Below are 25,416 nucleotides of genomic sequence, written 5' to 3'. Positions count from 1 at the left end.
TTTGATCGAGCATCTCCCAATCCGGAGCCGTTAGGAGGCGATATGGCGACGAGGGCGATCTTTGTCGGCGTCAACAAGCACCGGGACCCTACAATTCCGGAGCTCGGTGGCGCGCGGCGGGACGCGACAGCTCTCTGGGCGCTGTTCACCGATACAATCGAGGGGCTTTCGGCGCATCTCCTCGTCGACGAGCGGGCAACTCATGCGGACGTATCTGGCGCCATCCTCGGCGCGCTGGACTCGGCGCAGGAGGACGACGTCGTCATGGTGGGCTTCGCCGGTCATGGGTCACCTGATGGCAGCTTGGTGCTCTTTGACACAGACGCTGCGGACCTAGCGCATACCGCGCTTCCCATGGCGGCCTTGGCCGAGGCCTTCAGGCGAACCAAGGCTAGGGCGGTGCTGTGCATCTTGGATTGCTGTTTCAGCGGCCAGGCGCCAGCGCGCGTCCTCGAAACAGAGGCCCGCCCACGGAGTGCCTTCGCCTTGGCGGAGGTCTACGGCGAAGGTCGGATTCTCCTCGCGGCCTGCGCTACCCACGAAGCCGCATGGGAACAGCCTGGGACGGGCCACGGCCTTCTGACCTACGCCACCATACAGGCCATGACCAAGGCTGCGGGCGAGACGGTCAGCTTTCCAGAGGTGGCTGGCGAGATCATTCGCCTCACGCGCGTCGAAGCCGAAAGAATTAGCGTTACCCAGACGCCGGTGTTTCTCGGCACCGTGCAAGGTGGGCTGGTTTTTCCCGTGCTCAAACGTGGCGACAACTTTGCAGCCGCGTTCCCGACGGTCGCCGTTCGGCAAATGTCGGGCTCCTTCACTGAGCTGGCCGAACATGGTTTCCCGCAGGAAGTCGTCCAGCAGTGGGAGGAGCATTTTCCGAAGGGGTTGAATGCGCTACAGCTCAAGGCCGTCAATGAACATGGAGTCCTTGAAGGCAAGTCCTTGCTCGTGGTGGCACCGACCAGTTCAGGTAAGACCCTGATCGGCGAAGTGGCCGCGATCCGCGCCGTCACGGCGGGGAAGAAGGCCGTCTTCCTTCTGCCGTACCGAGCCCTCGTGAACGAAAAATTCGAGGATTTCAGTGCGCGATTTGCGCCTGCCGGGCTGCGAGTCATGCGATGCAGCGGCGATGCGTCGGACGGTGTCGGTCCGGTTATGAGCGGCCGATATGACCTTGCCTTCTTCACCTACGAGATGTTCCTCAATCTGGCGCTCGCATCGCCGCGTCTCTTGAATCAGCTCGGGCTGGTGGTCCTTGACGAAGGCCAGTTCATCACCGACCCCACGCGCGGCATCACCGTCGAACTGATCTTTGCGCTGTTGCTTCGGGCTCGGGAACGTGGCGTCGAGCCTCAACTCGTCGTGTTGTCGGCCGTGATCGGCAATCTCAACAGCTTCGATAGTTGGCTGGGTCTGCCGCTCCTGACTTCGCGGGAACGACCAGTTCCGCTGATCGAGGGCGTTCTCGATCGGCGAGGTGTCTTTCAGTTTGTCGATGTCGACGGAACGACCAAGTCGGAAGCGCAGCTGCCGTCACATCAAATCGTGCAGCGAAGAGACAAGCCGTCGTCGCAAGACGTCATTGTTCCTTTAGCTAAGCAATTGGTGGCCAAAGGCGAGAAGCTTCTTGTCTTTCGGAACATGCGCGGTCCAGCGCAGGGCTGCGCCCGATATCTTTCCAGGGAACTCGGTCTCGCACCTGCCACGGGCGTCATCGCCGCCTTGCCAACACAAGACCTGACTGGAGCTTCGCAGGATCTGCGTGAATGCTTGCAGGGCGGTACGGCGTTCCACAACACAAACCTGCTTCGGGCAGAGCGCGAAGCGATCGAGCGAGGCTATCGCAACACCAACGGTGGCATCCACGTCTTGGCGGCCACGACGACGCTTGCGGCGGGAATAAATACGCCAGCCTCGACCGTCGTTTTGGCGGAGAACGAATTTGTCAGTGAGGATGGCCGGCCGTTCACCATTGCAGAATACAAGAACATGGCAGGCCGGGCGGGTCGCCTCGGCTACAATGAGATCGGAAAGGCGATCATCCTGGCCGACACGCCTGTCGAGCGCGCCCAACTCTTCCAGAAATATGTCTTGGGCACGCCGGAAGACGTAAGATCGTCGTTCCAGCAACGCGACCTGCCAACGTGGACGCTGCGCTTGTTGAGCCAGGTGCGCGGGGTGCGCCCCGAAGAAATTCCCGGCCTTCTTGTGAATACCTTTGGCGGTTACTCTGCTTCGCGCGCCAATCCACAATGGATGCGGCTTGTAGAAGGAGACGTGTCGGCGCTGGTGGCTCGACTGCTACAGGCGGGCCTCGCCGAACTTGATGGCGAGTTGGTACATCTGACACTGCTTGGAAGAGCCTGCGGTGCGTCGTCGTTGTCTTTTGAATCGAGCCTGCGTCTTATCGAACTGATGCGACAGCTTAATGTGGCGCAGACCGATCCGGTGCAGGTGCTCGGCACCATTCAGGTCTTGGCCGAGATGGACGGCATCTACACGCCGGTCATGAAGCGCGGGCGGTCCGAAAGCGCGCGCGCAGGTGACGTCGCACAACGCTTCGGACATGCGATGGCACAAGGGCTTCAAAGGTACTGCCGTGACGAGTTTGAGTTCTGGGCACGATGCAAGCGTGCGTCGATCCTGTTCGACTGGGTCGAGGGTACGTCGATTGATGAGCTGGAGCGTCGTTATTCGACCACTCCGTTCCAGGGCGCGGTTGGCTACGGGGACATCATCCGGATTGCTGACGGCGCGCGCTTTCACCTGCGATCCGCTCATCAGATTCTTTCAGCGCTATTTCCCGACCAGCCAATGTTCTTGGAAGCCCTCGATGAACTGCTACGAAGGCTGGAGTTCGGGCTGCCGAAAGGCGCACTCAAGCTGATCGATCTGCCTGTTGCGCTGTCTCGCGGACAGTATCTCGGACTGTTTGCGGCTGGTGCAGGTACGGTCGACACCGTATATGCTCTAGATCAGGACACGCTTGTTCGCTGTGTAGGTTCCGACGTGGCGAGACTCCTTCGCGAAGCGGAGGCGATCAGAGGTGTTGCGCGATAGATGGCGAAACCACGCCTTTCGCTTTTCAGCGAAATAGTCCAACGATTTCAGAAGGCGTGATTGGCGCGCGGCGGCCCAAAATACGTGTCAGATACTAATCGTCGAGTTGACCCTCGAATTTCGCTAGGAGGAACTCGGCTAAGCCATGCCCTTCCAAATGGAGGCCGATCTCGTCGAGAGGATTATCGGGTGAACCCGACTGAGAGCCCCAATTCATCGTGCTCACCACGACGTGATTTCTGTCCCACAAAAGAAACTTTGCATGGACTTGCGGATCCTCGACGGCAATCGATTGTCCATTCCGTCATCGGATCGAGAACCATCCCGCAGCCTGTCCGTCCAGATTCTTCGAGAAGCCGACGAACGCAATTTACTCGAGTTTTTCAAAACGAATTTGAAAATGTTGATCTTGGAGGAGCAAAAGCACGTGTCTCACGATGGTTTCTTCTAATTCCTTTAAGCGACAATTGAGGCAATCAAGTCGTATCATCAGCACGCTTCGGCGCCAGCCGGTGCGGCTACCTCCTAGTGAGGAGCGGGCGCCAGCAGCTCCGTTCATAGCTCGCGAACGAGAAATAATCGCTCTTAGAAAACAACGGTGCGTCCTCCCCTTCGAGGGGGCGTGCTGTCGGCTTTGTTGAAAAGCCAGGCTATCCTCGGTCGGGCTTCCATCGCTGACGCGGAGTCATAATCTACTCTGCTTCAGATTGGCAGATCCAGTTGTGGCTCAGCGCCATCTTCGGCTTGCAGCGATGAGAGTGAGATGCCTAAGAGGCGCACCGGTCTTGCCAGAGGTATTTCGTTCTCGAGCAGGCTGAATACCAAGCGCTCCAGGTCGCTGTGGCACGAAACGGCGACAGGTACGGAGTCGATGAGAGGCTTGAGTTCGAGTACCATGGCGTCGAAGTCGGTGAGGTCGGTAGAGAGCGTATTTTCGGCACCGACGGATTTACGGATCCGGTCGGAGCGGACCTCACGATTGTCGACGCCCCGCGAGATCCAGTAGTAGTAGCTTCCGGCCTTGCCGAAGTTTGCCTGCATGAATTCGAGCGACTGATTGCGCATATCGAGCCCTGTGTACAGGCCCAGCGCATTCATCTTGGCGCTGGTTGCAGGCCCGATGCCGTGGAATCTGCCGACGGGGAGGGTTTCTACGAACGCCGGCCCCATCTCCGGCGTGATGACGTACTGGCCGTTCGGCTTGCGGTGGTCGGAGGCGAGCTTCGCCAGAAACTTGTTGTAGGAGATGCCGGCCGAAGCGTTGAGGCCGGTTACCTCCTTGATCTTCGCACGGATCGCCAACGCGACGTCCCGGGCCAACGGAATGCTCTGCAGATTTTCGGTCACGTCGAGGTAGGCCTCGTCCAGCGACAGCGGCTCGATGATCGGGGTGTGCTCGGCGAAGATTTTGCGGATTTGCTGGGAGACAGCCTTGTACACCTCGAAGCGGGGCCTGACGAAGATCAACTCTGGACATTGCCGCTTCGCGGTAACCGATGGCATGGCCGATCTGACGCCGAACTTGCGCGCTTCGTAGCTGGCCGCCGCCACGACGCCGCGCTCGCGTGATCCGCCGACGGCGACCGGCTTGCCGCGAGATCCGGATTGTCCCGCTGCTCGACGGACGCATAAAAGGCGTCCATGTCGATGTGGATGATCTTGCGTTGGCGGCCAGGGGTAGCTGTCTGGTCGTCATCTTCCTCGATGGTCACGTCGCTAGCCCAGCCGTGTCTTCCTTGACGCCGCGGGCGACGATCCGGAGCGTCCCGTCGGCAAGCGGCCGCTGCAGCTTCAGGGCTTCGTCCGAAGGAGCTGTCATCCAGGCCTCCACTTCATCCGGCGTTGTCAGGATCACCGGCATCGCCTTCGGGTGGATGGCGCCGACGTCGGCGTTGGGCTCCGTCGTGAGGAACGCGAAGAGGTCGTTGGTCGTCTCGCCTTCCTTGACCTTCCGGACAGACGTCCAGTTGGTCCAGATGCCGGCGAAACAGGCGAGGGGACGGGTCTCATCGAGCGCGAACCAGATATCACCGCCCTCGGCCTTGTTGAATTCGCTGAACGAGTTGAACGGTACCACGCAGCGGTTTTCGGCTCCTAGCCATCGCGTCCAGTGCTTGCTCTTCACGTTGCGGATGTTCGTCGTGCCGCCGTCGGGCTCCATCCGTAGCAGCTCCTTGAAATCGACGGTCTTGCCCTTGGCCTGCAGCTTCTCGGCTCGTTTCTTGGTGGCGTCCATCAGCGCTTTTGACGAAGACGGCATTCCCCAGCGCGCCGTGGTGAGTTCGCGGCCCTCGGCCCCGTTGCGCACGATCGGCGCCTTGTAATCGGGAAAAACCCCGGGCATCGGCGCCAGATTGCCGACGTATCGGTTCACGACGCGGAACAGTGCGCTGATCGCGGCTTGGTTGGTCGTGATCGAATAGAGATTGCACATCGGTCAGGCTTCGGTCCGAGGGTGGCGCGGCTGCCAGGCCAGTTGTAGCAGAGTCGCGGATGGACGCCGGCCCGCCTTGGCGCATTTGCGGCAGCGCAGCCGGCTGGCGAGATCGTGCACGAAGGTGGTCGGCGGATGCTTCATCGCCGCGAGGTCAACGTCGCTCGGCGTCTTGCAGCGCGCGCACTGGATCTCCAGCCAAGGGAAGCCGCCATTCACCGCCTGCTCGATCGTCGGGGACGGATCAATCGGTTCTCCGTCTGACCACATGCGTTCGTTCCAACTCTCGCATAGCAGCTTGTCGGCCTGCTGGATGAGCGCTTCCCCCTTTGCTCGCGTCTCCGCCGATCGGGTAGCCAGGATGTTGGCCATTGCCCGCGCCTTGCCGAGTTCTTTCGCCAGAGCCTTTCGGTCGCCGCCCGACAGGGGCGTAGGGTGATACTTCGGGGCCATCCGGACATCCAGGCGCAAAGAGATCGAATCGGCAATTCAGAGCGGGCTACGGCGTCTCGAACGCTGGCCAGCACCCGTCTTCTTCATGCCTGCCGGTGCGCCGCTGGCAGGTGTTGTCGAGCAGCCGCTGCGCTACGTCCTTCCAGACCGAGTTGCCGCCATACAATCGGACTGCATCGGCGGTCTGGATTTCCACGGTTCGCTCGCAGCGGCGGCAGGAGATGCGCAGGACGTGGCGTTGAATTTTCGAAAGGCGTCGCTGCCGCATTTGGACCTCTGTCGCGCTAGCGCGAGGGTCTTTGAGGACCGATTCCCAGTATTCGGCTGGGAGCGGTGCATCCGGAGCCTCAGCGGAGGGGCTCCGCCTGCGGACGGCCTCAACGGCCAGCTTTTCCATCTGCTTCGGGGTGGGCATGCGCCAGCTCGCGGGTCGATCGGACATCCCGAATTAGAACATAAAGTGAACAAAAGTCGAGTCCGCTTGGGCAGGCTTCCGAGAAAAAATCGTGCTGTAGGGAAGCCCACGATGTCGGAACCAAGCCGGGCCGTTCGTCTTGAATCCAGCGTCAGTATTGGAGTTCCCCGTCATGGCCCCCCGCGCTAATTGGAAAGGCTTTCTGCGTCTTTCCCTCGTCACCTGTCCGGTAGCGCTCTATCCGGCCACGTCGGAATCCGAAAAGGTCTCCTTCAACCAGCTCAACCGGAAGACCGGCCACCGCATCAAATACGCCAAGGTGGACGCCGACACCGGGGAGGAGGTCGCCAACGAGGACATCGTCAAGGGCTACAAGGTCGACACCGACACCTTCATCGAGGTGACGAAGGAGGAGCTCGAGAATGTCGCGCTGGAATCGACGCGAACCATCGAGATCGACGAGTTCGTCGATCGTAGCGAGATCGACCCGCGATATCTGATTCGTCCCTACTACCTGGTGCCGGACGGAAAGGTCGGCCATGACGCCTTCGCCGTCGTCCGCGAAACGATCCGCGAGATGAACAAGGTCGCCATCGGACGGGTGGTGCTGACCAACCGTGAGCACATCATCGCCCTTGAGCCCATGGACAAGGGCCTGATGGGGACGCTGCTGCGCTATCCTTACGAAGTGCGTGCTGTGGACGAATATTTCGACGACATCCAGGATGTCAAAGTCACCAAGGACATGCTTGATCTCGCCAGGCACATCGTCAACCAGAAGGCGGGCCACTTCCAGCCGGACAAGTTCGAAGACCAGTACGAAACCGCCCTTCTCGATCTCATCAACCAGAAGCGCGCCGGCAAACCCATCACCGCGAAAGCGCGTCCCCGCGGCGAGAACGTGGTGGATCTGATGGACGCGCTGCGCAAAAGCATTGGCGGCGAAAAGGCGGCAGCGACAGAGGCGCCGAAGAAGCCAGCCAAGAAGGCGCGCAAGGCGACGGCCGGGCAGAAGGAAATGCTGATGCCGATTGCCGGCAAGAAATCAGCCAAGGAGGCGGTGGCAAGGAAGCCGGCGGCCAAACCGCAGCGGAAGTCGGCTTAAGGTATCTTTGCGGTGGGTTCACGGAAAGCTTGCTTCGACACCGTCAGGTAGGTTGCGCGGTTACTTGCTTTTCTCTCTCCGTCTTGTCGGCCTCGTAAGCTTTTGTTATGCGAGGCCGGAGGTCAGCGACGACGAAATTGTTCTTTCCCCACTTGGGATGCCACGTCTGATCCAAGTTTTCCCAACGCTCCCCGCGCTGAGCGTAGATGACATTCACCACAACGGGACCTATGCGATAGAACCAGAGAAAGATGAGTTTTCCCTGTTCTGTCTTGATTGGCTTTGCCGGAAGAATGCCGACGGTCCCATCCCCCTTTCCGAATTGAAGATAGACTTCATCGTGCCGACGGCGATTCATTATCGCGTCGGCAAAAGGCTCGATGTCGATTGCAAGGCTACCGGTCGCTTCCTTGATCATACCGCCAAATAGCTTCAAGAAAAAGAGATGTACCTCCAGCATACGTCGTCGTGTGTCATACGGGAAAATTCGGTCGCCGCGAACGTTTCCTCCGATGCGCAAGGGTGTCGGACGAAGTCGCAGCCAATTGGACATGTGTTCCCAGGCGCGGTCATGCGACTGAGTACGCGTGCTGTTGCAGTATTCGCAGATCAAAGCCGGCGATTTCAGAAGTTTGCCGTCGAGGCTCTGGACGTGAATATTCTGTTGCTTGGGGTTGCTGTAATAGTAGGGCAGCCCCCTTCCAGGCTTCCTGAACAGCGCCCGCAAGTCGCTATGCTTGATCCGATGCTCGCGTGTGGTCGCTGGATTGGTGAGACAAATCCAGCAGACGGTTGTCTCGTTGCTCACGATCGGCCCCCTGTTCATCGCCAAGGGCTCGGGATGCGCCTTGGCGGACCCGTAATATACACAAAATGCGTCCAACCTTCCGTGCAGAAAATTGCTGACTGCGGCCACTTAAGCTACCGTTTTCAACGGTTAGCTTACATTACTCGTGCTTATGATGTCAGGTGACGACTCCTCAAACGTGCCCAAGAACGCACCACGACCTGACCCTCGCGAGCCGCGTGGCAACGCCCCTCCGACAGGGTTAGGAGTAACGCGCGCTTACATAGGTAAAGCGTCTCATGGTGAGAAAACTGAAGACCTACCAGAGCTCGCTGGGCTTCTTCGATCTGGCGATCGCCGCTCCCTCAGCCATCTTTTCCACCAGGGCGTGGCGAAGGAGAGCCGCGACCCGGACGTCATCGCCGCGACCATGGCAAAGCCCGGCGTCGTTCTCAGGCGCCCGGTTGGAACCGACCGACCTCTCAGCGAACATGCCGAACTGCCCACCGCTCTTGGCGGCGGAGGTCCAACGAAAGCCGCTCGCAAGTCGAAAAGCCATGAGGAAGAAGCTTTCCTCTCACCTCGTTGACAAGGTTGCCGAACGAAAGGCCGCCTTCGACTACGAACGGGAACGGAGGAGCCGCGAGCTTGAACGGGCGAAGGAAGAGGCGCCAGGCAGAAGGAGCGGAACGCCGTCAGCAGCATGAAAATACTCCTGACGCGGACGGATCGTATTGCCCGCAATTCGTTCCGGCTGCGAGGACATGGTCGGGACTCGCAATGACTGGGATTGTAAAAACCGCTTCGACCGGTGATGAGTTTTGGTTGCAAATGGAGTTAGTCGGCTGACTGATAAGGTTTTTACACAAAGCTTATCAGTTTGTCGGACTGCTCCTCCATAGTACACCATCGATGAATGTAGCGATCGTCTCGTTAACGTTGGGGCCTCTAGGAGGCTAGCGTCGCCATGAATTCTTCCATCGATGGCTGCTGCGCGTATTGTAGCTTGAGAAGATCTTCAACCTTGAGATTGGTGTAGCGCTGAAGCTGTCGCCAATCTTTGTGGCCGGTGACCAGCGCTACCTTTTCGATCGGCAGTCCTGCCTCGAACAGACGGCTCGTTCCCTCGTGACGCAGGTCGTGGAAGTGCAGGTCGTCGATCTTGAGCTCATCGCATGCCCGGGTGAATGCCGCACTGACCGATTTGTGATTATGAGGAAAGATACGTCCATGGCCTCGGGTCACAATCCGCTGCTGAAGTACGACCTCCCAAGCGTCATAACCCGTTAGATTGAGTAAAGGGACCTTCTGGTCATTTCCGTTCTTATTCCTCGGATCTTTTCGGTCTCGAATGACCACCAACCGCTTTTTCATATCGACCAGTGACCACTCGGGTTTGCAAATCTCTTCCTGGCGCAATGTCGTCGCGACGGCATACCTGACGATCCGCCCCATCGGAATGAATTGCCGAGGGTTCGTCTCAAAGTACTCGATGAGCTCGTCGAGTTCGTCTTGCGTAGGCCGTCGGTCACGCTCTTTGCCTTTTCCAACCAAATTGAGGTGACTTAACGCGACGCGTGCGAGGCGTGCTTCCTCGGCCGAAACCTCGATACCGTGCACCGCGGCGGCATGAGTTATGATTGTCCGGATAAAAGATAAATCGATGGCCAACGTTGCGGGGCCAGCGCCTTCCTTGGCGCGCTTTCTTCCGAACTCGATCAGCCGTTCTCGATTGAGCGCGGGAAGCTTTACGCTGCCGAGCGCAGTCTTGAGCGACGCCATCACAGCAGCTTTTGACCGGCGAGGGGGCTTTCCAACTTCGTGCATGTCCTCATCGTGCAGGTCGATCAGATCGCCAAAGGTGCGGACGTTGCGCGTCGCGCGTGGCTTGGACGAGCCGTTGCGGTCGATATTGCGCTCCATTTCGAGCGCCCATTCCTCTCCGTCCTTGCGCCTTCGGAATGTCTCGGCCACATAGCGGGTCTTGCGGCGGACCTGGACGCGCCAGTTTCCGGATGCCATTTGTGTGAAGGTCGCCACGCGTGTGCACTCCGACTTTCGTGTGCACTATGTGTGCACTGAGAGGTCAAAACGGGTACAAACGTGTGCAATTTCGTCTAGTTTGGAGTGCACACGTTCGCTGTTCATCCCATTGAAGAGTAAGATAAACTGTTGAAATATCAAGACTATCGCTTTTCCGTCGCACCCATGATGGATTGGACCGATCGGCACTGCCGGGTGTTCCACCGTCTGCTGTCGCGCCGTGCGCGGCTTTATACCGAGATGCTGACGACCGGCGCGATCATCCATGGCGACCGTCAGCGACTGCTCGGCTTCGATGCCGTTGAGCATCCCGTCGCGCTCCAGCTCGGAGGCTCGAACCCGCGCGATCTCGCGGAGAGCGCGCTGATCGGTGAAGGGTTCGGTTATGACGAGATCAATCTCAACGTCGGCTGCCCGTCGGATCGCGTGAAGGGCGGAAACTTCGGCGCGTGCCTGATGGCGGAGCCGCAGCTTGTTGCGGATTGCGTTGCCGCGATGAAACAGGCAGTGAAAATTCCCGTCACCGTGAAGTGCCGCATCGGTATCGACGATCAGGATCCCGAGGTCGCGCTCGATACGCTGGCGCGCGCCGTGATCGCGGCCGGTGCGGATGCGCTGGTCGTTCACGCGCGCAAGGCGTGGCTGAATGGATTGTCGCCGAAGGAAAACCGCGACATCCCGCCGCTTGACTATGATCGCGTCTATCGCCTCAAGGCGGCGCTGCCGCATGTGCCTGTCTCAATCAACGGCGGCATAGCCACCGTCGCCGCTGCGAAGGCTCATCTCGATCATGTCGACGGCGCGATGCTCGGCCGCGCGGCCTATCAGGAGCCGTGGCGGTTGCTCAGCGTCGATCCGGAGTTATTTGGCGAGGCCGCCCCTCATGCCACCATGCACGACGCCATCGAGGCACTGATGCCGTATATCGAGCGCGAACTTGCCGCCGGTACGCGGTTGCACTCGATCACGCGGCATCTCGTCGGCGCATTTCATGGCGTGCCGGGCGCACGCGGCTTTCGCCGTTATCTCGCTGAGGTCTGCACCAAGCCTGGCGCGGGAACGGATTCACTGCGTGAGGCGCTTCGCATCGTCGGACAGCGCGTGGATGCGTCGATCGCTGCGTAAGGCAGATCGATTACGGATATCCGCGCAGCATCAGCTTGTCGGGACGGACTTCCCAGCTTTCCAGCCGGTTGAGAAAGCTCATGCCGAGCAGGTTGGACTTCATCTGGCCACGCGGCACCACCAGCGCGGGCACCGAGCGTTCCACCAGTTTGCCGACGGACAGGCGATCCAGCGTCAGCCGTGCCGCGCGAACGCGGCCGCCTGCGGTTTCGACATCCACGCTGTAGTCCAGCAGTTCAAGCGGCAGCCCCGCCGCCTTCGCGGTCTCGTAGGTCAGAACCACGGAGGTCGCGCCGGTGTCGATCACCATCGGCGTGCTGACGCCATTGATCTTCGCGCGCAGCGAGAATTCGCCGCTGTCGCCGCGTGCGATTTCGACGGCGCGGGCGGGCTTCGCATTCAGGGTCCGATCGGTGGCGCGGATCAGCGCGCCTTTCACATTTGCAAACGCAACCGGGTTCGACATCGACAGCAGAAAGCCGACGGCCGCGATAATGATTGCGAGGATCGTGAGTTTTCGCATCATGCCGCACCTGCGGCGATCAGGAGCCGGTCTGACGTGCGGCGGCTTCCGCCGGAATGGGCAATCCTGCGTCCAGCATCCGCCGATGCAGCGTCGCCATCACGGCCAGCCGCTCCGCGCGCTCCATCGCGTGCCAGCGTGCGATCTCGGGCAGGGTGCGCCCGCAACCGAGACAGAGCTTGGCCTTCGGATCGATGAAGCACACCGCTATGCAGGGCGTATCTGTTTTTGGCGGCGTTTCTTGTGTCATGGACGGTACTGATGGACATTTTCATCGCTCGCGCAAGATGTTCTACAAACCAGTTCCTGCGTTCATGATCGGCTTGTAGCGGGGGCGGCTTTTCTCACTCAATCCTTCCGGCGGCCGCTCCGGCTGCAGCGGCGGAGAATCGTCGCGCATCGGGGCCAGCGCCGTCATCACGCGCTCCGGCGGATAGGTGACGATCACCTCTGTGCCGACGCGCAGCGTCGACTTGAGGGTGAAGGTGCCGCCGTGCATGTCGATCAGGCTCTTTGCGATCGGAAGGCCGAGACCCGCGCCCTGTTCGGCGGACTTGATCGAGTTCGATCCCTGGCCGAACGAGGCCAGCACGATCGGAATTTCATCCTCGGCGATGCCGGAGCCTGTGTCCTTGACGCTGAGATACTGGCCGCCGGATGCGGTCCAGCCGACCTTGAGCCAGATTTCGCCGGCGGGCGGCGTGAACTTGATGGAGTTCGACAGCAGGTTGAGCACGACCTGCCGCGTGGCGCGTTCGTCGCCCCACAGTTTCGGCATGTTCTGCTCGAACACCTCGTGAATCGTGATGCCGCGGCTTGAGGCGCGCAGCTTCAGCAGATGATGGCAATCCGCCACCACGTGGACCAGCGATACCGGTTCTTCGTTGAGTTCATAGCGCCCGGCCTCGATGCGCGACAGATCGAGGATCTCGTTGATGAGATTCAGCAGGTGGACGCCGGAGTTGTGAATGTCGGCGGAATAATCCTTGTACACCTCGACGGCGTGCGCGCCGAAGATCTCGCTTTTCATCACCTCGGAAAATCCGAGAATGGCGTTCAGCGGCGTGCGCAGTTCGTGGCTCATCTGGGCGAGAAAACGCGATTTCGAGACGTTGGCGGATTCGGCGCGGTAACGCGCTTCGTCCGAGATCGACTTTGCCTGCTCGAGTTCGCCAATCAGCGCGTCCTTTTCGGCGCGGGCTTCCAGCGTTGCCAGCGTGGTGGAATGCAGGCGGTGGGCGAGCAAGGCGAAATAGCCCTCCGCCGTGACCGCGAGCGCTGCGAGAATGTAATCGTCGAAGGTGCCGCGAAGAATGAAGTTCGCTGCGATCGCCGCCGACACCGGGACCGTCGCGGCGAACGCCGCGATCGGAAGGCTCGCGGCCAGCATGCTGGATACGGCAATGACCAGCAGCATCACGAACAGCATCAGCGTGTTCGAGACGACGTCGATGCCTGACGGATGGATCAGAACAAGCGTCCACGCGAGACCGTAGATCAGGTCCAGTCCGATGAAACGCATCCGCCACTTGCGCGTGATGGCGGGAGATGACGACGTGGTGGCGAGAAATTTCGAGCAGAAGCGGATGACGATGCCGTGGATCGCGAGAATCCCGGCGGTCCAGACCACCGCTGCGACAGGAACAATCCAGAAGCTCGCCAGGATGCCTGTTGAGACGACGAGCAGGATGACGACCAGCGACGCAGAGATGCGTGTCTGCGCGTATTGCCGCAGCAACTCGTGATCGAAGGCCGGCCGGGTTCCGCTGGTCGAGGTCAGCCGGTCGCGCGCCTCGCGCACACGCTGGGAGGCCGCCCTGCGGCTGCGCGCCGGTATTTCCGCCGATGATGCGGAGAGTTCTTTTCTGTCGGCGGTTTCACTCATGTTTACGCGACGAATCCTGAACAAATGCGAATGCTGCGCCGGGCCGCCCGCGCGCATTGCCGCCCGTTTATTACTGGCGCTAAATCATTAAGAGGTGGCTTAAAGGTCAATTTAATCCGGTTAAGAAAGTATGAATTTCGTCGTTGCCGCATGCAGCGACTGAGGGCCGCCAGCCTGCAGGGGCGGGTCCAAAACACAAAAGGCGGCACGAAACCGTGCCGCCTGCGCGTGATCCGACAGTGAGAGTATTATCTTTGCAGCCGGGCCAGCAGGCTGGAGGTATCCCAGCGCTTGCCGCCCATCGTCTCGACCTCTGAATAAAAATTATCGACCAGCGCTGTCACCGGCAGGCTAGCACCGTTGCGGCGGGCTTCAGCGAGGCAGATCGACAGATCCTTGCGCATCCATTCGACCGCAAAGCCGAAGTCGAATTTGCCCTCGTTCATGGTCTTGTAGCGGTTCTCCATTTGCCAGGACTGCGCGGCGCCCTTTGAAATGGTGTCGATAACGGCCTGAACGTCGAGGCCGGCCTTTTTGGCGAAGTGAATTCCCTCGGACAGTCCCTCGACGAGGCCCGCGATGCAAATCTGGTTGACCATCTTGGTGAGCTGGCCGGAGCCGGCTGGGCCCAGCAATTTGCACATCCGGGCGTATGACGCGATCACCGGCTCGGCCTGCTTGTAGGCGGCTTCAGCGCCGCCGCACATCACGGTGAGCACGCCGTTTTCCGCACCCGCCTGTCCGCCGGACACAGGCGCATCGACGAATTGAAAGCCGCGCTTGGTCGCCTCGGCATCGAGCTGCCGGGCCACTTCGGCCGAGGCGGTGGTGTGATCGACGAAAACGGCGCCGGATTTCATCGCGGAGAAAGCGCCATCCGCACCAATCGTAATGGCGCGCAGGTCGTCATCGTTGCCGACGCAGGCCATCACGAAATCCTGACCTTCGGCTGCGGCTTTTGGCGTGGCTGCGGCGCGGCCGCCGAATTTTTCGGCCCAGGTCTTCGACTTGGCCGCGGTGCGGTTGTACACCGTCACCTCATGGCCGCCTTTGGCGACGAGATGTCCTGCCATGGGGAATCCCATGACGCCAAGACCGAGAAATGCGACTTTTGCCATGCCATATGCTCTTTGAATGGGGTGATTTGGGCCGGTGATCGGAGGCCACAGGTATGCGAAGCAAGCGCCGGGATGCAAGAGCGTTGACGGCGCAGGTGACGCGCGTATGAAGGCCGCAAGCGGTGCTTGAACTGGCCGCTTGCCTGGAGATGGATTGTGGCTGTCGATAAGGATCAGGTTCTTGATGCTCTGCGCGCCGTGACATCGCCTCGGGGCGTTTCACTGGTTGACGCAAAAGTGCTGTCTGAAATCACCGCCTCCGACGGAAAGGTATTCTTTTCGATCAACGTCGATGCGAACGAGGCGCGGGCGTGGGAAGACGTGCGTGCCAAAGCGGAAGCCGCGGTCCGTGCGGTCCCGGGCGTCACCACGGCAATGGTTGCGTTGACAGCGGAGCGCCGGCCCGGCGCAGCGCCTGCGCCACAACAGTCCCCCGGCGTGAAACCGCTGGGGCAGCACAAGCCGCACGTGCATGCCACGCCCGCGGATTCTCCCATGGGCAAACAGGCTTCCATTCCCGGCATCGGCTCCATCATCGCGGTGGCGTCGGGCAAGGGCGGCGTCGGCAAATCGACCACGGCGCTCAATCTGGCTTTGGCGCTGCGCGGTCTCGGCCTGCGCGTCGGGCTGCTCGATGCAGACATTTATGGTCCGTCGGTGCCACGCCTGACCGGCGTTCACGAGAAGCCGACGCTGAATGAAGCGAAGAAAATGGTTCCGATCGTCCGGTTCGGGCTGCCGCTGATGTCGATCGGCTTTCTGGTTGCGGAAGACACCGCGATGGTGTGGCGCGGGCCAATGGTGATGTCGGCGATCCGGCAGATGCTGTGGGACGTGGCGTGGGGCGAACTGGACGTTCTGGTGGTAGATATGCCGCCCGGCACTGGCGATGCGCAACTCACGCTTGCCCAGCAGGTCCCGCTGAGGGGCGTTGTGATCGTATCGACCCCGCAGGATCTCGCCCTGATCGACGCGCGGCGTGGAATCGCTATGTTCGAGAAGGTCAACGTGCCGACGCTCGGCATCATCGAGAACATGAGCTATTTCCAGTGTCCCGAATGCGGCACCCGTTCGGATATTTTCGGGCACGGCGGCGCGCGGCGTGAGGCAGAGCGGCTCAAGGTGCCGTTTCTTGGCGAAATTCCGCTGCATATGTCGATCCGCTCGGCGTCGGACGCAGGCACGCCGGTGGTCGACAGCGAGCCGGACGGCGGTCATGCCGCGATCTATCGCGCGATTGGCGCAGAGATCAAAAAACAGCTCTTGGGCGCGCCTGTCGGGCCGTAACAGGCGGGATTTGCCCGGGTCATTCGACTTTCGTTTAATCCGGCAAAACGCCTGCAATCCCGCATTTTCCGTTGGTCCCGTTCCGTGCTAGAGAGCGCCCCCAGAGGGATTTCAAAAAGAAACACCCCCCAAAAGGAGATGCCTGATGAAGCGTCGTGATTTTTTGAAAGTATCTGCTGCCGGAGCAGCCGCCACTGCGGTCGCTTCGCCGGCCATTGCCCAGTCGTCGCCTGAGGTCAAATGGCGTTTGACATCCAGCTTCCCGAAGTCGCTGGACACCATCTACGGCGGCGCCGAGCACATGGCGAAGCAGGTCGCCGAGATGACCGACAACAAGTTCCAGATTCAGGTGTTCGCGGCGGGCGAAGTGGTGCCGGGTCTGCAGGCGCTCGACGCGACCTCCAACGGCACCGTCGAAATGTGCCACACGGTTTCCTATTACTACGTCGGCAAGGACCCGACCTTCGCGATCTTCGCGTCTGTCCCGTTCGGCCTGAATACGCGCATGATGAATTCGTGGCTGTATCAGGGTGGCGGCAACGAACTCGCCAACGATTTCTACAAGAAGTTTGGCGTCATGGGCCTGCCTTGCGGCAACACCGGCACGCAGATGGGCGGCTGGTTCCGCAAGGAGATCAAGACCGTCGCTGACCTTCAGGGTTTGAAGATGCGCATCGGCGGCATCGCGGGGCAGGTGCTGGCGAAAGTCGGCGTCGTTCCGCAGCAGCTCGCTGGCGGTGACATCTATCCGTCGCTTGAAAAAGGTACCATCGACGCGGCGGAGTGGGTCGGTCCCTACGACGACGAAAAGCTCGGTTTCAACAAGGTTGCGAAGTTCTACTACTACCCTGGCTTCTGGGAAGGCGGACCGACGGTTCATGCCTTCACGAACCTCGAGAAGTTCAACGCGCTGCCGAAGAACTACCAGGCGATCCTCACCAACGCGTGTGCCAATACCAACACCTGGATGACCGCGCGTTACGACATGCAGAACCCGGGCGCGCTGAAGCGTCTAGTCGCCAGCGGCACGCAGCTGCGTCCGTTCACCAACGAAGTGCTCGACGCCTGCCTGAAGTCCACCAACGAATTGTGGGCTGAAATCTCGGGCAAGAACGCCGACTTCAAGAAGGCGATCGACGCGATGCAGGCCTACCGCTCGGATCAGTATCTGTGGTGGCAGGTTGCCGAATACACCAACGACAGCTTCATGATCCGCTCGCGCACGCGCGGCTGATCCGGCCTCGATCAGGCTTCATGAGCCCGGCCTCCGCAAGGAGGCCGGGCTTTTCTTTTGCGCTGCGGTGACAGGAATCGTCATGGATATTGGCTGCGGCTTGTTCCATGCTCAGGCCAAGCCTCAACAACAAGCTCAACAACAAGAAGGTGGTGCACACACAAATCACAGCAGGGAGCTCTTCATGAAGCGTCGTGACTTTATCAAGGTGGCAGGCATCGGCGCGGCAAGCGCCGCGGTCGCATCCCCCGCCATCGCGCAGTCATCGCCGGAAATCAAATGGCGAATGACGTCCAGCTTTCCGAAATCGCTCGACACCATTTACGGCGCAGCCGAGGTGTTTTCAAAAGCCGTCGCGGAAGCCACTGACAACAAATTCCAGATTCAGGTCTTCGCCGCGGGCGAGATTGTGCCGGGCCTGCAGGCGCTCGATGCCGCCTCCAACGGCACTGTCGAGATGGCGCACACGGCCACATACTATTACATCGGAAAAGATCCCACCTTCGCGCTAGGGACCGCAGTGCCCTTCGGGTTGAACAGCCGCATGCAGACAGCGTGGCTCCAGGTCGGTGGTGGCGGCGAACTGTTCAATGACTTTCTGAAACCCCACAATGTCATCGGATTTGTCGCGGGCAATACCGGTTGCCAGATGGGCGGCTGGTTCCGGAAGGAGCTGAAGGAGCCGTCAGATCTCGGTGGGTTGAAGATGCGCATCGGCGGATTTGCAGGGCGTGTGCTGACCAAGCTCGGCGTCGTGCCGCAGCAGGTGGCCGGCGGCGACATCTATCCGTCGCTCGAGAAGGGCACGATCGATGCGGCGGAGTGGGTCGGGCCTTACGATGACGAGAAGCTCGGCTTCCAGAAGGTCGCGAAGTTCTACTATTATCCCGGCTGGTGGGAGGGCGGCCCGACGCTGCACAACCTGGTCAATCTCCCCAAATGGGAAGCCCTGCCGGCGAGTTACAAGTCCATCATCAAGACAGCATCCGCGCTCGCCAACGAGACCATGCAGGCGCGCTACGACGCCTACAATCCACCCGCGCTGAAGCGGCTGGTGGCCAGCGGAACGCAATTGCGTCCGTTCTCGCAATCCATCATGGAAGCGTCTCTGAAGGCCGCGAACGAAGTCTACGCGGAAACGTCGGCGACCAACCCGAACTTCAAGAAAATCTACGAGAACATGGCGGCGTTCCGCAACGACCAGTACACGTGGTGGCAGGTCGCGGAATTCGCGTTCGATAACTTCCAGGTCCGGTCGCGCACGCGAATTTGATCGTTCCGCTCGGCGCAGACTGAACAATAAAAAGCCCGGCCTTCGCGAGAAGGGCCGGGCTTCTTCGTTGGAGAATCGAGGGCGAGAACGACCCGGCTCTACTTGATACTCGGTGGTCCGAAATCGAGCGCCGGCATTTCCTGCTGCTGGATCTGAATGTCGACCTTGTTCGGATCGACGGTCGACAACGTGCCTTTGTAGTGCATCACCATCGCCGGGAAGGCGATGACGAGGCCGACCATGATGACCTGAATGACCACGAATGGCACCGAGCCCCAATAGATTTGCCCGGTGGTGACCGGCTCCATGCGCTTGCCGCTGAGACGGTCGGTATACGCTTCCTTCGGTGCGACCGATCGCAGGTAGAACAGCGCGAAACCGAATGGCGGATGCATGAAAGACGTCTGCATGTTGACGCCGAGGATGACGCCGAACCAGATCAGATCGATACCCAGCTTCTCGGCCGCCGGTCCGAGCAGCGGGATCACGATGAAGGCGAGTTCGAAGAAGTCGAGGAAGAAGGCCAGCACAAAGACGAACGCGTTGACGAAGATCAGGAAGCCGGTCTGGCCGCCGGGCAGCGAGACCAGCAATTCCTCGACCCAGCGATGTCCATCGACGCCATAGAAGGTGAGGGAGAACACGCGCGCGCCGACGAGAATGAAGATGACGAAGGCCGATAGCTTTGCGGTGGATTCCGCCGCCTGCCGGGTCAGGTCGAAACTCAAGCGGCGTTTCATCATCGCAAGGATCATCGCGCCGGCCGCGCCCATGGCGCCACCTTCCGTCGGCGTCGCGACGCCGATGAAAATGGTTCCGAGCACAAGGAAGATCAGGCCGAGCGGCGGAACCATGACAAAAACAACCTGCTCGGCAAGTTTTGAGAGCAGCTTGAGGCCCGAGATGCGATTGATGACCGCAAGGACGAAGGACATCGCCACCACGATCGACATGGTGAGCACGACATAGTCCGCGCCGGCCTTGACGCCGGTGAATTGCATGATCTCCAGCGCGATCGCGGTCGCGCCGATCAGGACGGTAAACAGCGACAGCGTCATGGTGCGGATGATGCCGATGAACGGTTTTGCAAACAGGGCCGTGAAAATCACGAACCAGAAGCCATGCAGGACCAGCGGATTGTCGGAGATCATGTTGAAGACCGGCGATGTCCAGTCGAACAGCCCGAGCTTCACCACGAAGAAATAGGCGGTCGCGGCGGCGGAAATCGCGGCCAGCGGCAGGATCACGGGATGTTTGGCAGTTTCCGGTTCGCGCAGGGTTTGTGCTTCAAGCGGCAGGCCGGGTGTTGCTTCCGGAAAGAACGTCGAGACCAGGAAAATATAGACCGCGTACAGGATCGACAGCACGATGCCGGGGATGAACGCGCCTTCGTACATGTCGCCGACGGAGCGGCCGAGTTGGTCGGCCATCACGATCAGGACCAGCGACGGCGGAATGATTTGCGCCAGCGTGCCGGAGGCCGCGATCACGCCGGTGGCCACGCGGCGATCATAGCCGTAACGCAGCATGATCGGCAGCGAGATCAGGCCCATCGAAATCACCGATGCAGCGACGACGCCCGTGGTTGCCGCGAGCAGGGCGCCGACGAAAATGACCGCATAGGCGATGCCGCCGCGAATGCTGCCGAACAACTGCCCGATGGTTTCGAGCAGATCCTCGGCCATGCCCGACCGTTCGAGTATCAGCCCCATGAAGGTGAAGAACGGGATCGCCAGCAGCGTCTCGTTGTTCATCACGCCATAGACGCGCTCGGGAAGGGCTTGCAGAAAATCGGGCCGGAACAGCCCGAGCTCGATGCCGATGAACGCGAACAACAGTCCGTTGGCTGCGAGGGAGAACGCGACCGGGTATCCCAGGAGCAGGAATAGCACCAGCGACGCGAACATGATCGGCGCCATGTAGTGGATGAACATCGCCGCCATTTAGGAATCTCTCTGGTTGCGGGCTTTGACGGCGACGCCGGTCATGGTTTTTCGGTGGTGATGGCTTGCGCCAGCCTTAATGCTTCGAGTTCGGCGATCTCATGCGCACTGAGGGCATGTGCATTGGGATCGGGCAGAAGACCCTGCATGACGGCGGCGCGCTTGATGATTTCCGAGACGGCCTGAACGAGAAGCATCGCAAGACCGATCATGATGAGCGACTTCGCGGGCCATTGCGGCAGGCCACCGGCGCTGAACGACTGCTCATTCTGATGGAAGGACACGAGGAAGAACGGAATCGAGGTCCAGATCAGGATGATGCAGAAGGGCACGAGAAACAAAACGTGACCGACCATGTCGATCCAGCTTCGCACCTTCAGCGGCAGTGTGTGGTTGATGATGTCGATCTTGATGTGTTCGCCGTTCAGCAGCGTCCAGGGCGAGCAGAGCAGGAACACGATGCTGAAAAGCACCCACTGCAATTCCAGGTAGGCGTTCGACGAAACGTCAAAAACCTTGCGGATGGTCGCATTCGCCGACGAAATGATCACGGCAAGCACGATCAGCCACGACACCCAGCGACCGACAAACGTATTGAACGCGTCGATCGCGCGACTCAGTTTGAGAAGCGATTGCAAACCCCACCCTCCCGAATGTGCCCCTGCGTTGCTTGGCTCTGCCGGGACCAAAGAGGTGACGGCGGGCCGGCTTTTCCAGCCGGAGGCGCATAAAGCTGCCAAACCAAATCAGCGGCTTACGTCGCCGTCAATTGGAAGTTTGGAGATTTCATGAAGGAATAAAGGCGAAGACAGCGGGCGACCGCGTTTTCCGCAATTTATGAATGCGGGACGGTTCGATCCCGCAATTTTCGGAACGGGTCAACCGCCCGTGACGCTCATGTGCCGGCTGACGCTCGGCCGATTGTGGCGGCGGTCGATGATGAAGTCGTGGCCTTTCGGCTTGAGGCCGATTGCCCGATCGATCGCGGCGGCTAGTAGCGTGTCGTCGCTCGACGCCCGCAGCGGTTTGCGCAAATCGGAAGCATCCTCGTGGCCGAGGCAGGTGTGCAGCGTGCCGGTGCAGGTCACGCGGACGCGGTTACAGGATTCGCAGAAGTTGTGGGTCATCGGCGTAATGAAGCCGAGCTTGCCGCCGGTCTCGGCGATGCGCGCATAGCGTGCCGGCCCGCCGGTGTCGTCGTCGAGGTCGGTCAGGGTGTAGCGTGTTGCGAGGCGGGCCCGCAGCAGCGAGAGCGGCAGATACTGATCGATCCGGCCAGCGCCGATGTCGCCCATCGGCATGACCTCAATCAGGGTAAGGTCCATGCCCTTGCCATGCGCCCATTCCATGAGTGAGGGGATCTCGTCCTCGTTCATGTTCTTGAGCGCGACCGCGTTGATCTTGACCTTGAGACCGGCATCACGCGCGGCCTCGATGCCGCGCAGCACCTTGTCGAGGTCGCCCCAGCGCGTGATTTCGCGGAATTTTGCAGGGTCGAGTGTATCGAGCGAGACATTGATACGCCGCACGCCAGCGTCCTTGAGCTCGGCAGCAAATTTCTCAAGCTGCGAGCCGTTCGTGGTCAGTGTCAGCTCGTCGAGCGCGCCGGTGCCGAGGTGGCGCGACAGGGAGCGCACAAGCGACATCACATTGCGACGGACCAGCGGTTCGCCACCGGTCAGCCGCAACTTGCGGACGCCCTTGGCGATGAAGGCCGAGCACAGCCGATCCAGTTCCTCGAGGGAGAGCAGGTCGGATTTCGGCAGAAACGTCATGTCCTCGGACATGCAATAGAAGCAGCGCAGATCGCAGCGGTCGGTCACCGACACGCGCAGATAGCTGATCGATCGGCCGAACGGATCGGTCATCGAAGACGTGGTCGCCTTGGTCAGGGAACCCGGAAGAGGGCCGTTCATTCGCATGCCTTGCTTGTGGTGGCATACCGGCCCGTTGTTCCGGCTTGGTATGCCAACCATAATCTAGGCACGATAAGGCCTGGGCACAATCAATCTATCGGGGGTGAGGTCAGCGTCCCGGCGGTGGCGGGAACGGCGATTCCTCGGCGGGTGCGGCAGCAGCAGGTGGCGGCCGCTTGGCCTTCGGAGCGGCCTTTGGCGGCGCCTTGCGGCCTCTCGCCGGAGGAGCGGCAGGCTGCAACTCGGCGTAAACTGGATTTGGATCGACGTTGCTGAAGCCGGGATTCGCCGGGTCGCGGATCACCTGAGCCTGAACGGTTTCCGACTGATACTTCGGAAGCGAGAATGTCACCGTAAAATTGTTTTCGGCCGAGATCGAAACCGAGCAGGGCGTCTTGCAGCTTTCACCGGTCGAGGTTCGCGCGTCCGCTCCGGCAGGCAAGGATTCGAGCTGAACCTTGACCACAGGCGGCGTCGACTTGAACATTTCCGGCATGGAGAACGACGAACAGCCCGCGAGGCCAAGGCCCGCCGCCACGACAACGATGATACGCATGATTGCATCCGCCAAGTGATGCGGGTTTAGCCGCATAGTCCCCGAGGGGACCTTAGAAGTGTCCCAACCCACGTGCAACGGGGTGGCTTTTATTCGTTAAAGATAGGTTAACGACAGTTGAGAATCTTGCATTTAATAAAAATATATCAGTAATATCAATTACTTAAATTCCATCAATGTGGGCGAACAAATTGCCGACGGCGCCCGGCAGTTCACGCATATGACTAATGACAATGTCGGGCTTCAGGTCTGCGATGGGCGTTTCCGTATATCCGAATGTCACTCCGATGACCGGGATGCCGGCCCGTCGCGCGACGCCGACATCAGGTCCGGAATCGCCGACCATGATCGCTCTGGAGACGTCGCCGCCCGCCTGCGCGATGGTCTGGCGCAGGATCGCTGGGTCGGGTTTGGAGATGCCGAATGTGTCGGCCCCGCAGATCGCCAAAAATCGCTTCGTCATGTCCAGCTTTTCGAGCAGCAGCCTTGAGAGCCCTTCCAGCTTGTTGGTGCAGATCGCGAACTTGAACCCGCGGCCTTCCAACTCGTCGAGCGCGGCATACAGGCCTTCAAACGGGCGCGACGCATCTGCGATGTGGGCCTCGTAATATGTGATGAAATCGCCGGTGAGCCGATCGATGTCCTGCACGCTCATGGTGCGGTCATCGAGTTCCAGTCCGCGCTCGATCAGCTTGCGCGCGCCGGCACCGATCATGGTGCGCGCCGATTCGGCAGGCACGAGCGGAAGTCCCTCGCGTTGAAGCACGAAATTCAGCGCCCCGACGAGATCGGGGGCGGTATCGACCAGCGTGCCGTCGAGATCGAACACAATGAGGGGAAAGGAGGCCAGGGAAGATGTCATGGCGGATCGCTACCGGGCGGGAAGCGATCATGCAAGCGCGAAGGCGAACCCGGGATACCGCGCGTTTTTGAGGGCATTTCAGCCGGAAAGCCCATATCCACGGCCTGCGAAATCGCGCTATATGCCCCGCGTTCCGAGATGCAGGGCGTTGAGGTCAATCATGTCGATGGACGATCTGAAAAGGCAGGCGGCGGCGCGCGCAGTCGAGCAAGTGCAGGACGGCATGAAGCTCGGACTGGGCACCGGTTCGACCGCAAAACATTTCGTTGAATTGCTCGGTGAGCGGGTCCGCGCCGGACTTAAGGTCATCGGCGTTCCGACATCGGAAGCGACACGCGCCGACGCGGAGCGCTGCGCCGTGCCGCTCACGACGCTGGATCAGGTGGATCGGCTCGATCTCACGGTCGATGGTGCGGACGAAATTGACGCCAACCTCGAACTGATCAAGGGCGGGGGCGGGGCTCTCTTGCGCGAGAAGATTGTGGCAGCCGCGTCCGACCGGATGATCGTGATCGCGGATGACACCAAATGGGTGAAGACGCTGGGCCGTTTTCCGCTTCCGATCGAGGTCATTCCTTTCGGTCTTGGCGCAACCCGTCGGGCCATCGAGACGGTCTTTGCGGAAAATGGCGTTTCGGGACAAATGGATGTCCGCAAGGCCAAGAACGGCCATGCTTTCGTCACCGATGGCGGCCACTGGATTGTCGACGCCCATCTGGGGGCAATACCGGATTCTCCCAGGCTGGCGGCGGCATTGAATTCCATTCCAGGCGTGGTCGAACACGGCTTGTTTATCGGCCTTGCGCGCACAGCGGTGCTGGCAGGGCCTCAGGGTATTCGCGTTATTGAACGGCGCAATTGAGGAGACTTGAAATGAAGAAGCTTTTGAACATGGTGCTGGTGGCAGGTGCCGCGCTCGGCCTGATGTTGGGCAGCGCTGCCGCACAGGCACCCGCTCCGGCAGCGAAGCCGGCGTCCGCTGCGGCTCTTGGCTATGCCAAGGAGATCCTTTTGGCCAAGAATGTCGCGGGAATCTATCAGGGCGCCGTTCCAGGTCTGGTGCAGCGGACCAAGGACGTCCTGCTTCAGTCGAACCTGAACTATCAGAAGGACCTCGATGAAGTTGCCCTCAAGGTCGTGAAGGACCTCGCCGGTCGCGAAAAGGAAATCGGCGAAGAGATGGCGCGGATTTACGCGACTTCCTTCACCGAGCCGGAGCTGAAGGAGCTTGCGGCCTTCTACAAGTCGCCGCTCGGTGCCAAGGTGATCACGACGGAGCCCATCGCATTCAACCAGGCGCGCCAATATATGGACCAGTGGGCGCAGAAGTTTGCCGAGGAGATCAACGGCAAGTTTCGTGCTGAGATGAAGAAGCGCGGCAAAGAGATCTAAGC

The 25,416-nt window shown here is 60.3% G+C and carries 23 protein-coding genes and 1 pseudogene; 9 read left to right on the top strand and 15 right to left on the bottom strand.

Annotated features, from left to right (window positions below; genetic code table 11):
* The first annotated feature begins 42 nt into the window (after window positions 1-42).
* Window positions 43-3,063 (top strand): DEAD/DEAH box helicase, encoded by a 3,021-nt coding sequence (locus AC07UB_RS04990; protein WP_494651945.1) that lies wholly within the window; start codon window positions 43-45, stop codon window positions 3,061-3,063.
* A gap of 702 nt (window positions 3,064-3,765) precedes the next feature.
* Here the strand turns inward: AC07UB_RS04990 and dinB are convergent.
* The 4 genes and pseudogenes from dinB to AC07UB_RS04970 all read right to left on the bottom strand — a co-directional run bounded on the left by dinB (window position 3,766) and on the right by AC07UB_RS04970 (window position 6,392).
* Window positions 3,766-4,769, bottom strand: a pseudogene (dinB, locus tag AC07UB_RS04985) (DNA polymerase IV).
* 2 nt (window positions 4,770-4,771) lie between these two features.
* Window positions 4,772-5,497: an SOS response-associated peptidase gene (locus tag AC07UB_RS04980; RefSeq protein ID WP_494651947.1), complete on the bottom strand. Its 726-nt coding sequence runs from the start codon at window positions 5,495-5,497 to the stop codon at window positions 4,772-4,774.
* A 3-nt stretch (window positions 5,498-5,500) separates the two neighbouring features.
* Window positions 5,501-5,950, bottom strand: coding sequence for a hypothetical protein (locus AC07UB_RS04975; RefSeq protein ID WP_494651949.1), 450 nt, complete (start codon window positions 5,948-5,950; stop codon window positions 5,501-5,503).
* 46 nt (window positions 5,951-5,996) lie between these two features.
* Window positions 5,997-6,392: a hypothetical protein gene (locus AC07UB_RS04970; RefSeq protein ID WP_494651951.1), complete on the bottom strand. Its 396-nt coding sequence runs from the start codon at window positions 6,390-6,392 to the stop codon at window positions 5,997-5,999.
* 145 nt (window positions 6,393-6,537) lie between these two features.
* On the opposite strand from AC07UB_RS04970, the gene ku reads away from it, so the two are divergent.
* Window positions 6,538-7,470 (top strand): non-homologous end joining protein Ku, encoded by a 933-nt coding sequence (ku, locus tag AC07UB_RS04965; protein WP_494651952.1) that lies wholly within the window; start codon window positions 6,538-6,540, stop codon window positions 7,468-7,470.
* Window positions 7,471-7,513: 43 nt separating this feature from the next.
* On the opposite strand, the gene AC07UB_RS04960 is transcribed toward ku, so the two are convergent.
* Window positions 7,514-8,278 carry a hypothetical protein gene (locus tag AC07UB_RS04960; RefSeq protein WP_494651954.1) on the bottom strand — a complete coding sequence of 255 codons (765 nt, stop codon included), beginning with the start codon at window positions 8,276-8,278 and terminating at the stop codon, window positions 7,514-7,516.
* A 278-nt stretch (window positions 8,279-8,556) separates the two neighbouring features.
* On the opposite strand from AC07UB_RS04960, the gene AC07UB_RS04955 reads away from it, so the two are divergent.
* Window positions 8,557-8,964 (top strand): hypothetical protein, encoded by a 408-nt coding sequence (locus AC07UB_RS04955; RefSeq protein WP_494651955.1) that lies wholly within the window; start codon window positions 8,557-8,559, stop codon window positions 8,962-8,964.
* Window positions 8,965-9,205: 241 nt separating this feature from the next.
* On the opposite strand, the gene AC07UB_RS04950 is transcribed toward AC07UB_RS04955, so the two are convergent.
* Window positions 9,206-10,297, bottom strand: coding sequence for a site-specific integrase (locus AC07UB_RS04950; RefSeq protein WP_494651957.1), 1,092 nt, complete (start codon window positions 10,295-10,297; stop codon window positions 9,206-9,208).
* Between the two features lie 132 nt (window positions 10,298-10,429).
* Between AC07UB_RS04950 and dusA the strand changes: the two genes are divergently transcribed.
* Window positions 10,430-11,425, top strand: coding sequence for a tRNA dihydrouridine(20/20a) synthase DusA (gene dusA, locus AC07UB_RS04945; protein ID WP_494651959.1), 996 nt, complete (start codon window positions 10,430-10,432; stop codon window positions 11,423-11,425).
* 10 nt (window positions 11,426-11,435) lie between these two features.
* On the opposite strand, the gene AC07UB_RS04940 is transcribed toward dusA, so the two are convergent.
* From AC07UB_RS04940 to AC07UB_RS04925, 4 genes are all read right to left on the bottom strand, one after another.
* Window positions 11,436-11,951: a TIGR02281 family clan AA aspartic protease gene (locus AC07UB_RS04940; protein WP_492792882.1), complete on the bottom strand. Its 516-nt coding sequence runs from the start codon at window positions 11,949-11,951 to the stop codon at window positions 11,436-11,438.
* Between the two features lie 16 nt (window positions 11,952-11,967).
* On the bottom strand, window positions 11,968-12,198 hold the full coding sequence (locus AC07UB_RS04935) for a DUF1289 domain-containing protein (RefSeq protein WP_492792881.1): 231 nt from the start codon (window positions 12,196-12,198) through the stop codon (window positions 11,968-11,970).
* Between the two features lie 42 nt (window positions 12,199-12,240).
* A complete protein-coding gene (locus tag AC07UB_RS04930) occupies window positions 12,241-13,833 on the bottom strand; it encodes a sensor histidine kinase (protein ID WP_492792880.1) in 1,593 nt (530 codons plus the stop codon).
* 248 nt (window positions 13,834-14,081) lie between these two features.
* Window positions 14,082-14,951: an NAD(P)-dependent oxidoreductase gene (locus tag AC07UB_RS04925; protein ID WP_494651962.1), complete on the bottom strand. Its 870-nt coding sequence runs from the start codon at window positions 14,949-14,951 to the stop codon at window positions 14,082-14,084.
* Window positions 14,952-15,107: 156 nt separating this feature from the next.
* Here AC07UB_RS04925 and AC07UB_RS04920 point away from each other — a divergent pair, with 156 nt between their 5' ends.
* The 3 genes from AC07UB_RS04920 (at window position 15,108) to AC07UB_RS04910 (ending at window position 18,745) form a co-directional block, all read left to right on the top strand.
* The gene (locus AC07UB_RS04920) at window positions 15,108-16,238 is read left to right on the top strand and encodes an Mrp/NBP35 family ATP-binding protein (protein ID WP_494651963.1); all 1,131 of its coding nucleotides are present in this window, start codon (window positions 15,108-15,110) and stop codon (window positions 16,236-16,238) included.
* Window positions 16,239-16,383: 145 nt separating this feature from the next.
* Window positions 16,384-17,472 carry a TRAP transporter substrate-binding protein gene (locus tag AC07UB_RS04915; protein ID WP_492792877.1) on the top strand — a complete coding sequence of 363 codons (1,089 nt, stop codon included), beginning with the start codon at window positions 16,384-16,386 and terminating at the stop codon, window positions 17,470-17,472.
* A 184-nt stretch (window positions 17,473-17,656) separates the two neighbouring features.
* Complete coding sequence (locus AC07UB_RS04910; protein WP_494651965.1) at window positions 17,657-18,745, top strand: TRAP transporter substrate-binding protein; 1,089 nt, start codon at window positions 17,657-17,659, stop codon at window positions 18,743-18,745.
* A gap of 98 nt (window positions 18,746-18,843) precedes the next feature.
* On the opposite strand, the gene AC07UB_RS04905 is transcribed toward AC07UB_RS04910, so the two are convergent.
* The 5 genes from AC07UB_RS04905 to gph all read right to left on the bottom strand — a co-directional run bounded on the left by AC07UB_RS04905 (window position 18,844) and on the right by gph (window position 24,022).
* Entirely contained in the window at window positions 18,844-20,688 is a 1,845-nt protein-coding gene (locus AC07UB_RS04905; RefSeq protein WP_492792875.1) for a TRAP transporter large permease, read from the bottom strand.
* Between the two features lie 41 nt (window positions 20,689-20,729).
* On the bottom strand, window positions 20,730-21,326 hold the full coding sequence (locus AC07UB_RS04900; RefSeq protein WP_492792874.1) for a TRAP transporter small permease subunit: 597 nt from the start codon (window positions 21,324-21,326) through the stop codon (window positions 20,730-20,732).
* Between the two features lie 240 nt (window positions 21,327-21,566).
* Window positions 21,567-22,604 (bottom strand): GTP 3',8-cyclase MoaA, encoded by a 1,038-nt coding sequence (gene moaA / locus AC07UB_RS04895; protein WP_492792873.1) that lies wholly within the window; start codon window positions 22,602-22,604, stop codon window positions 21,567-21,569.
* 109 nt (window positions 22,605-22,713) lie between these two features.
* Window positions 22,714-23,160, bottom strand: coding sequence for a hypothetical protein (locus AC07UB_RS04890; RefSeq protein ID WP_492792872.1), 447 nt, complete (start codon window positions 23,158-23,160; stop codon window positions 22,714-22,716).
* A gap of 163 nt (window positions 23,161-23,323) precedes the next feature.
* Window positions 23,324-24,022: a phosphoglycolate phosphatase gene (gph, locus tag AC07UB_RS04885; RefSeq protein WP_494651967.1), complete on the bottom strand. Its 699-nt coding sequence runs from the start codon at window positions 24,020-24,022 to the stop codon at window positions 23,324-23,326.
* A gap of 160 nt (window positions 24,023-24,182) precedes the next feature.
* Here gph and rpiA point away from each other — a divergent pair, with 160 nt between their 5' ends.
* Window positions 24,183-24,884 carry a ribose-5-phosphate isomerase RpiA gene (rpiA, locus tag AC07UB_RS04880; RefSeq protein ID WP_494651969.1) on the top strand — a complete coding sequence of 234 codons (702 nt, stop codon included), beginning with the start codon at window positions 24,183-24,185 and terminating at the stop codon, window positions 24,882-24,884.
* Between the two features lie 11 nt (window positions 24,885-24,895).
* The gene (locus AC07UB_RS04875) at window positions 24,896-25,414 is read left to right on the top strand and encodes a DUF2059 domain-containing protein (RefSeq protein WP_492792869.1); all 519 of its coding nucleotides are present in this window, start codon (window positions 24,896-24,898) and stop codon (window positions 25,412-25,414) included.
* Window positions 25,415-25,416 lie beyond the last annotated feature (2 nt).

The organism is Afipia sp. GW821-FHT04G03, assembly GCF_059419985.1.
This window is presented reverse-complemented; position numbering and strand designations above follow the sequence as displayed.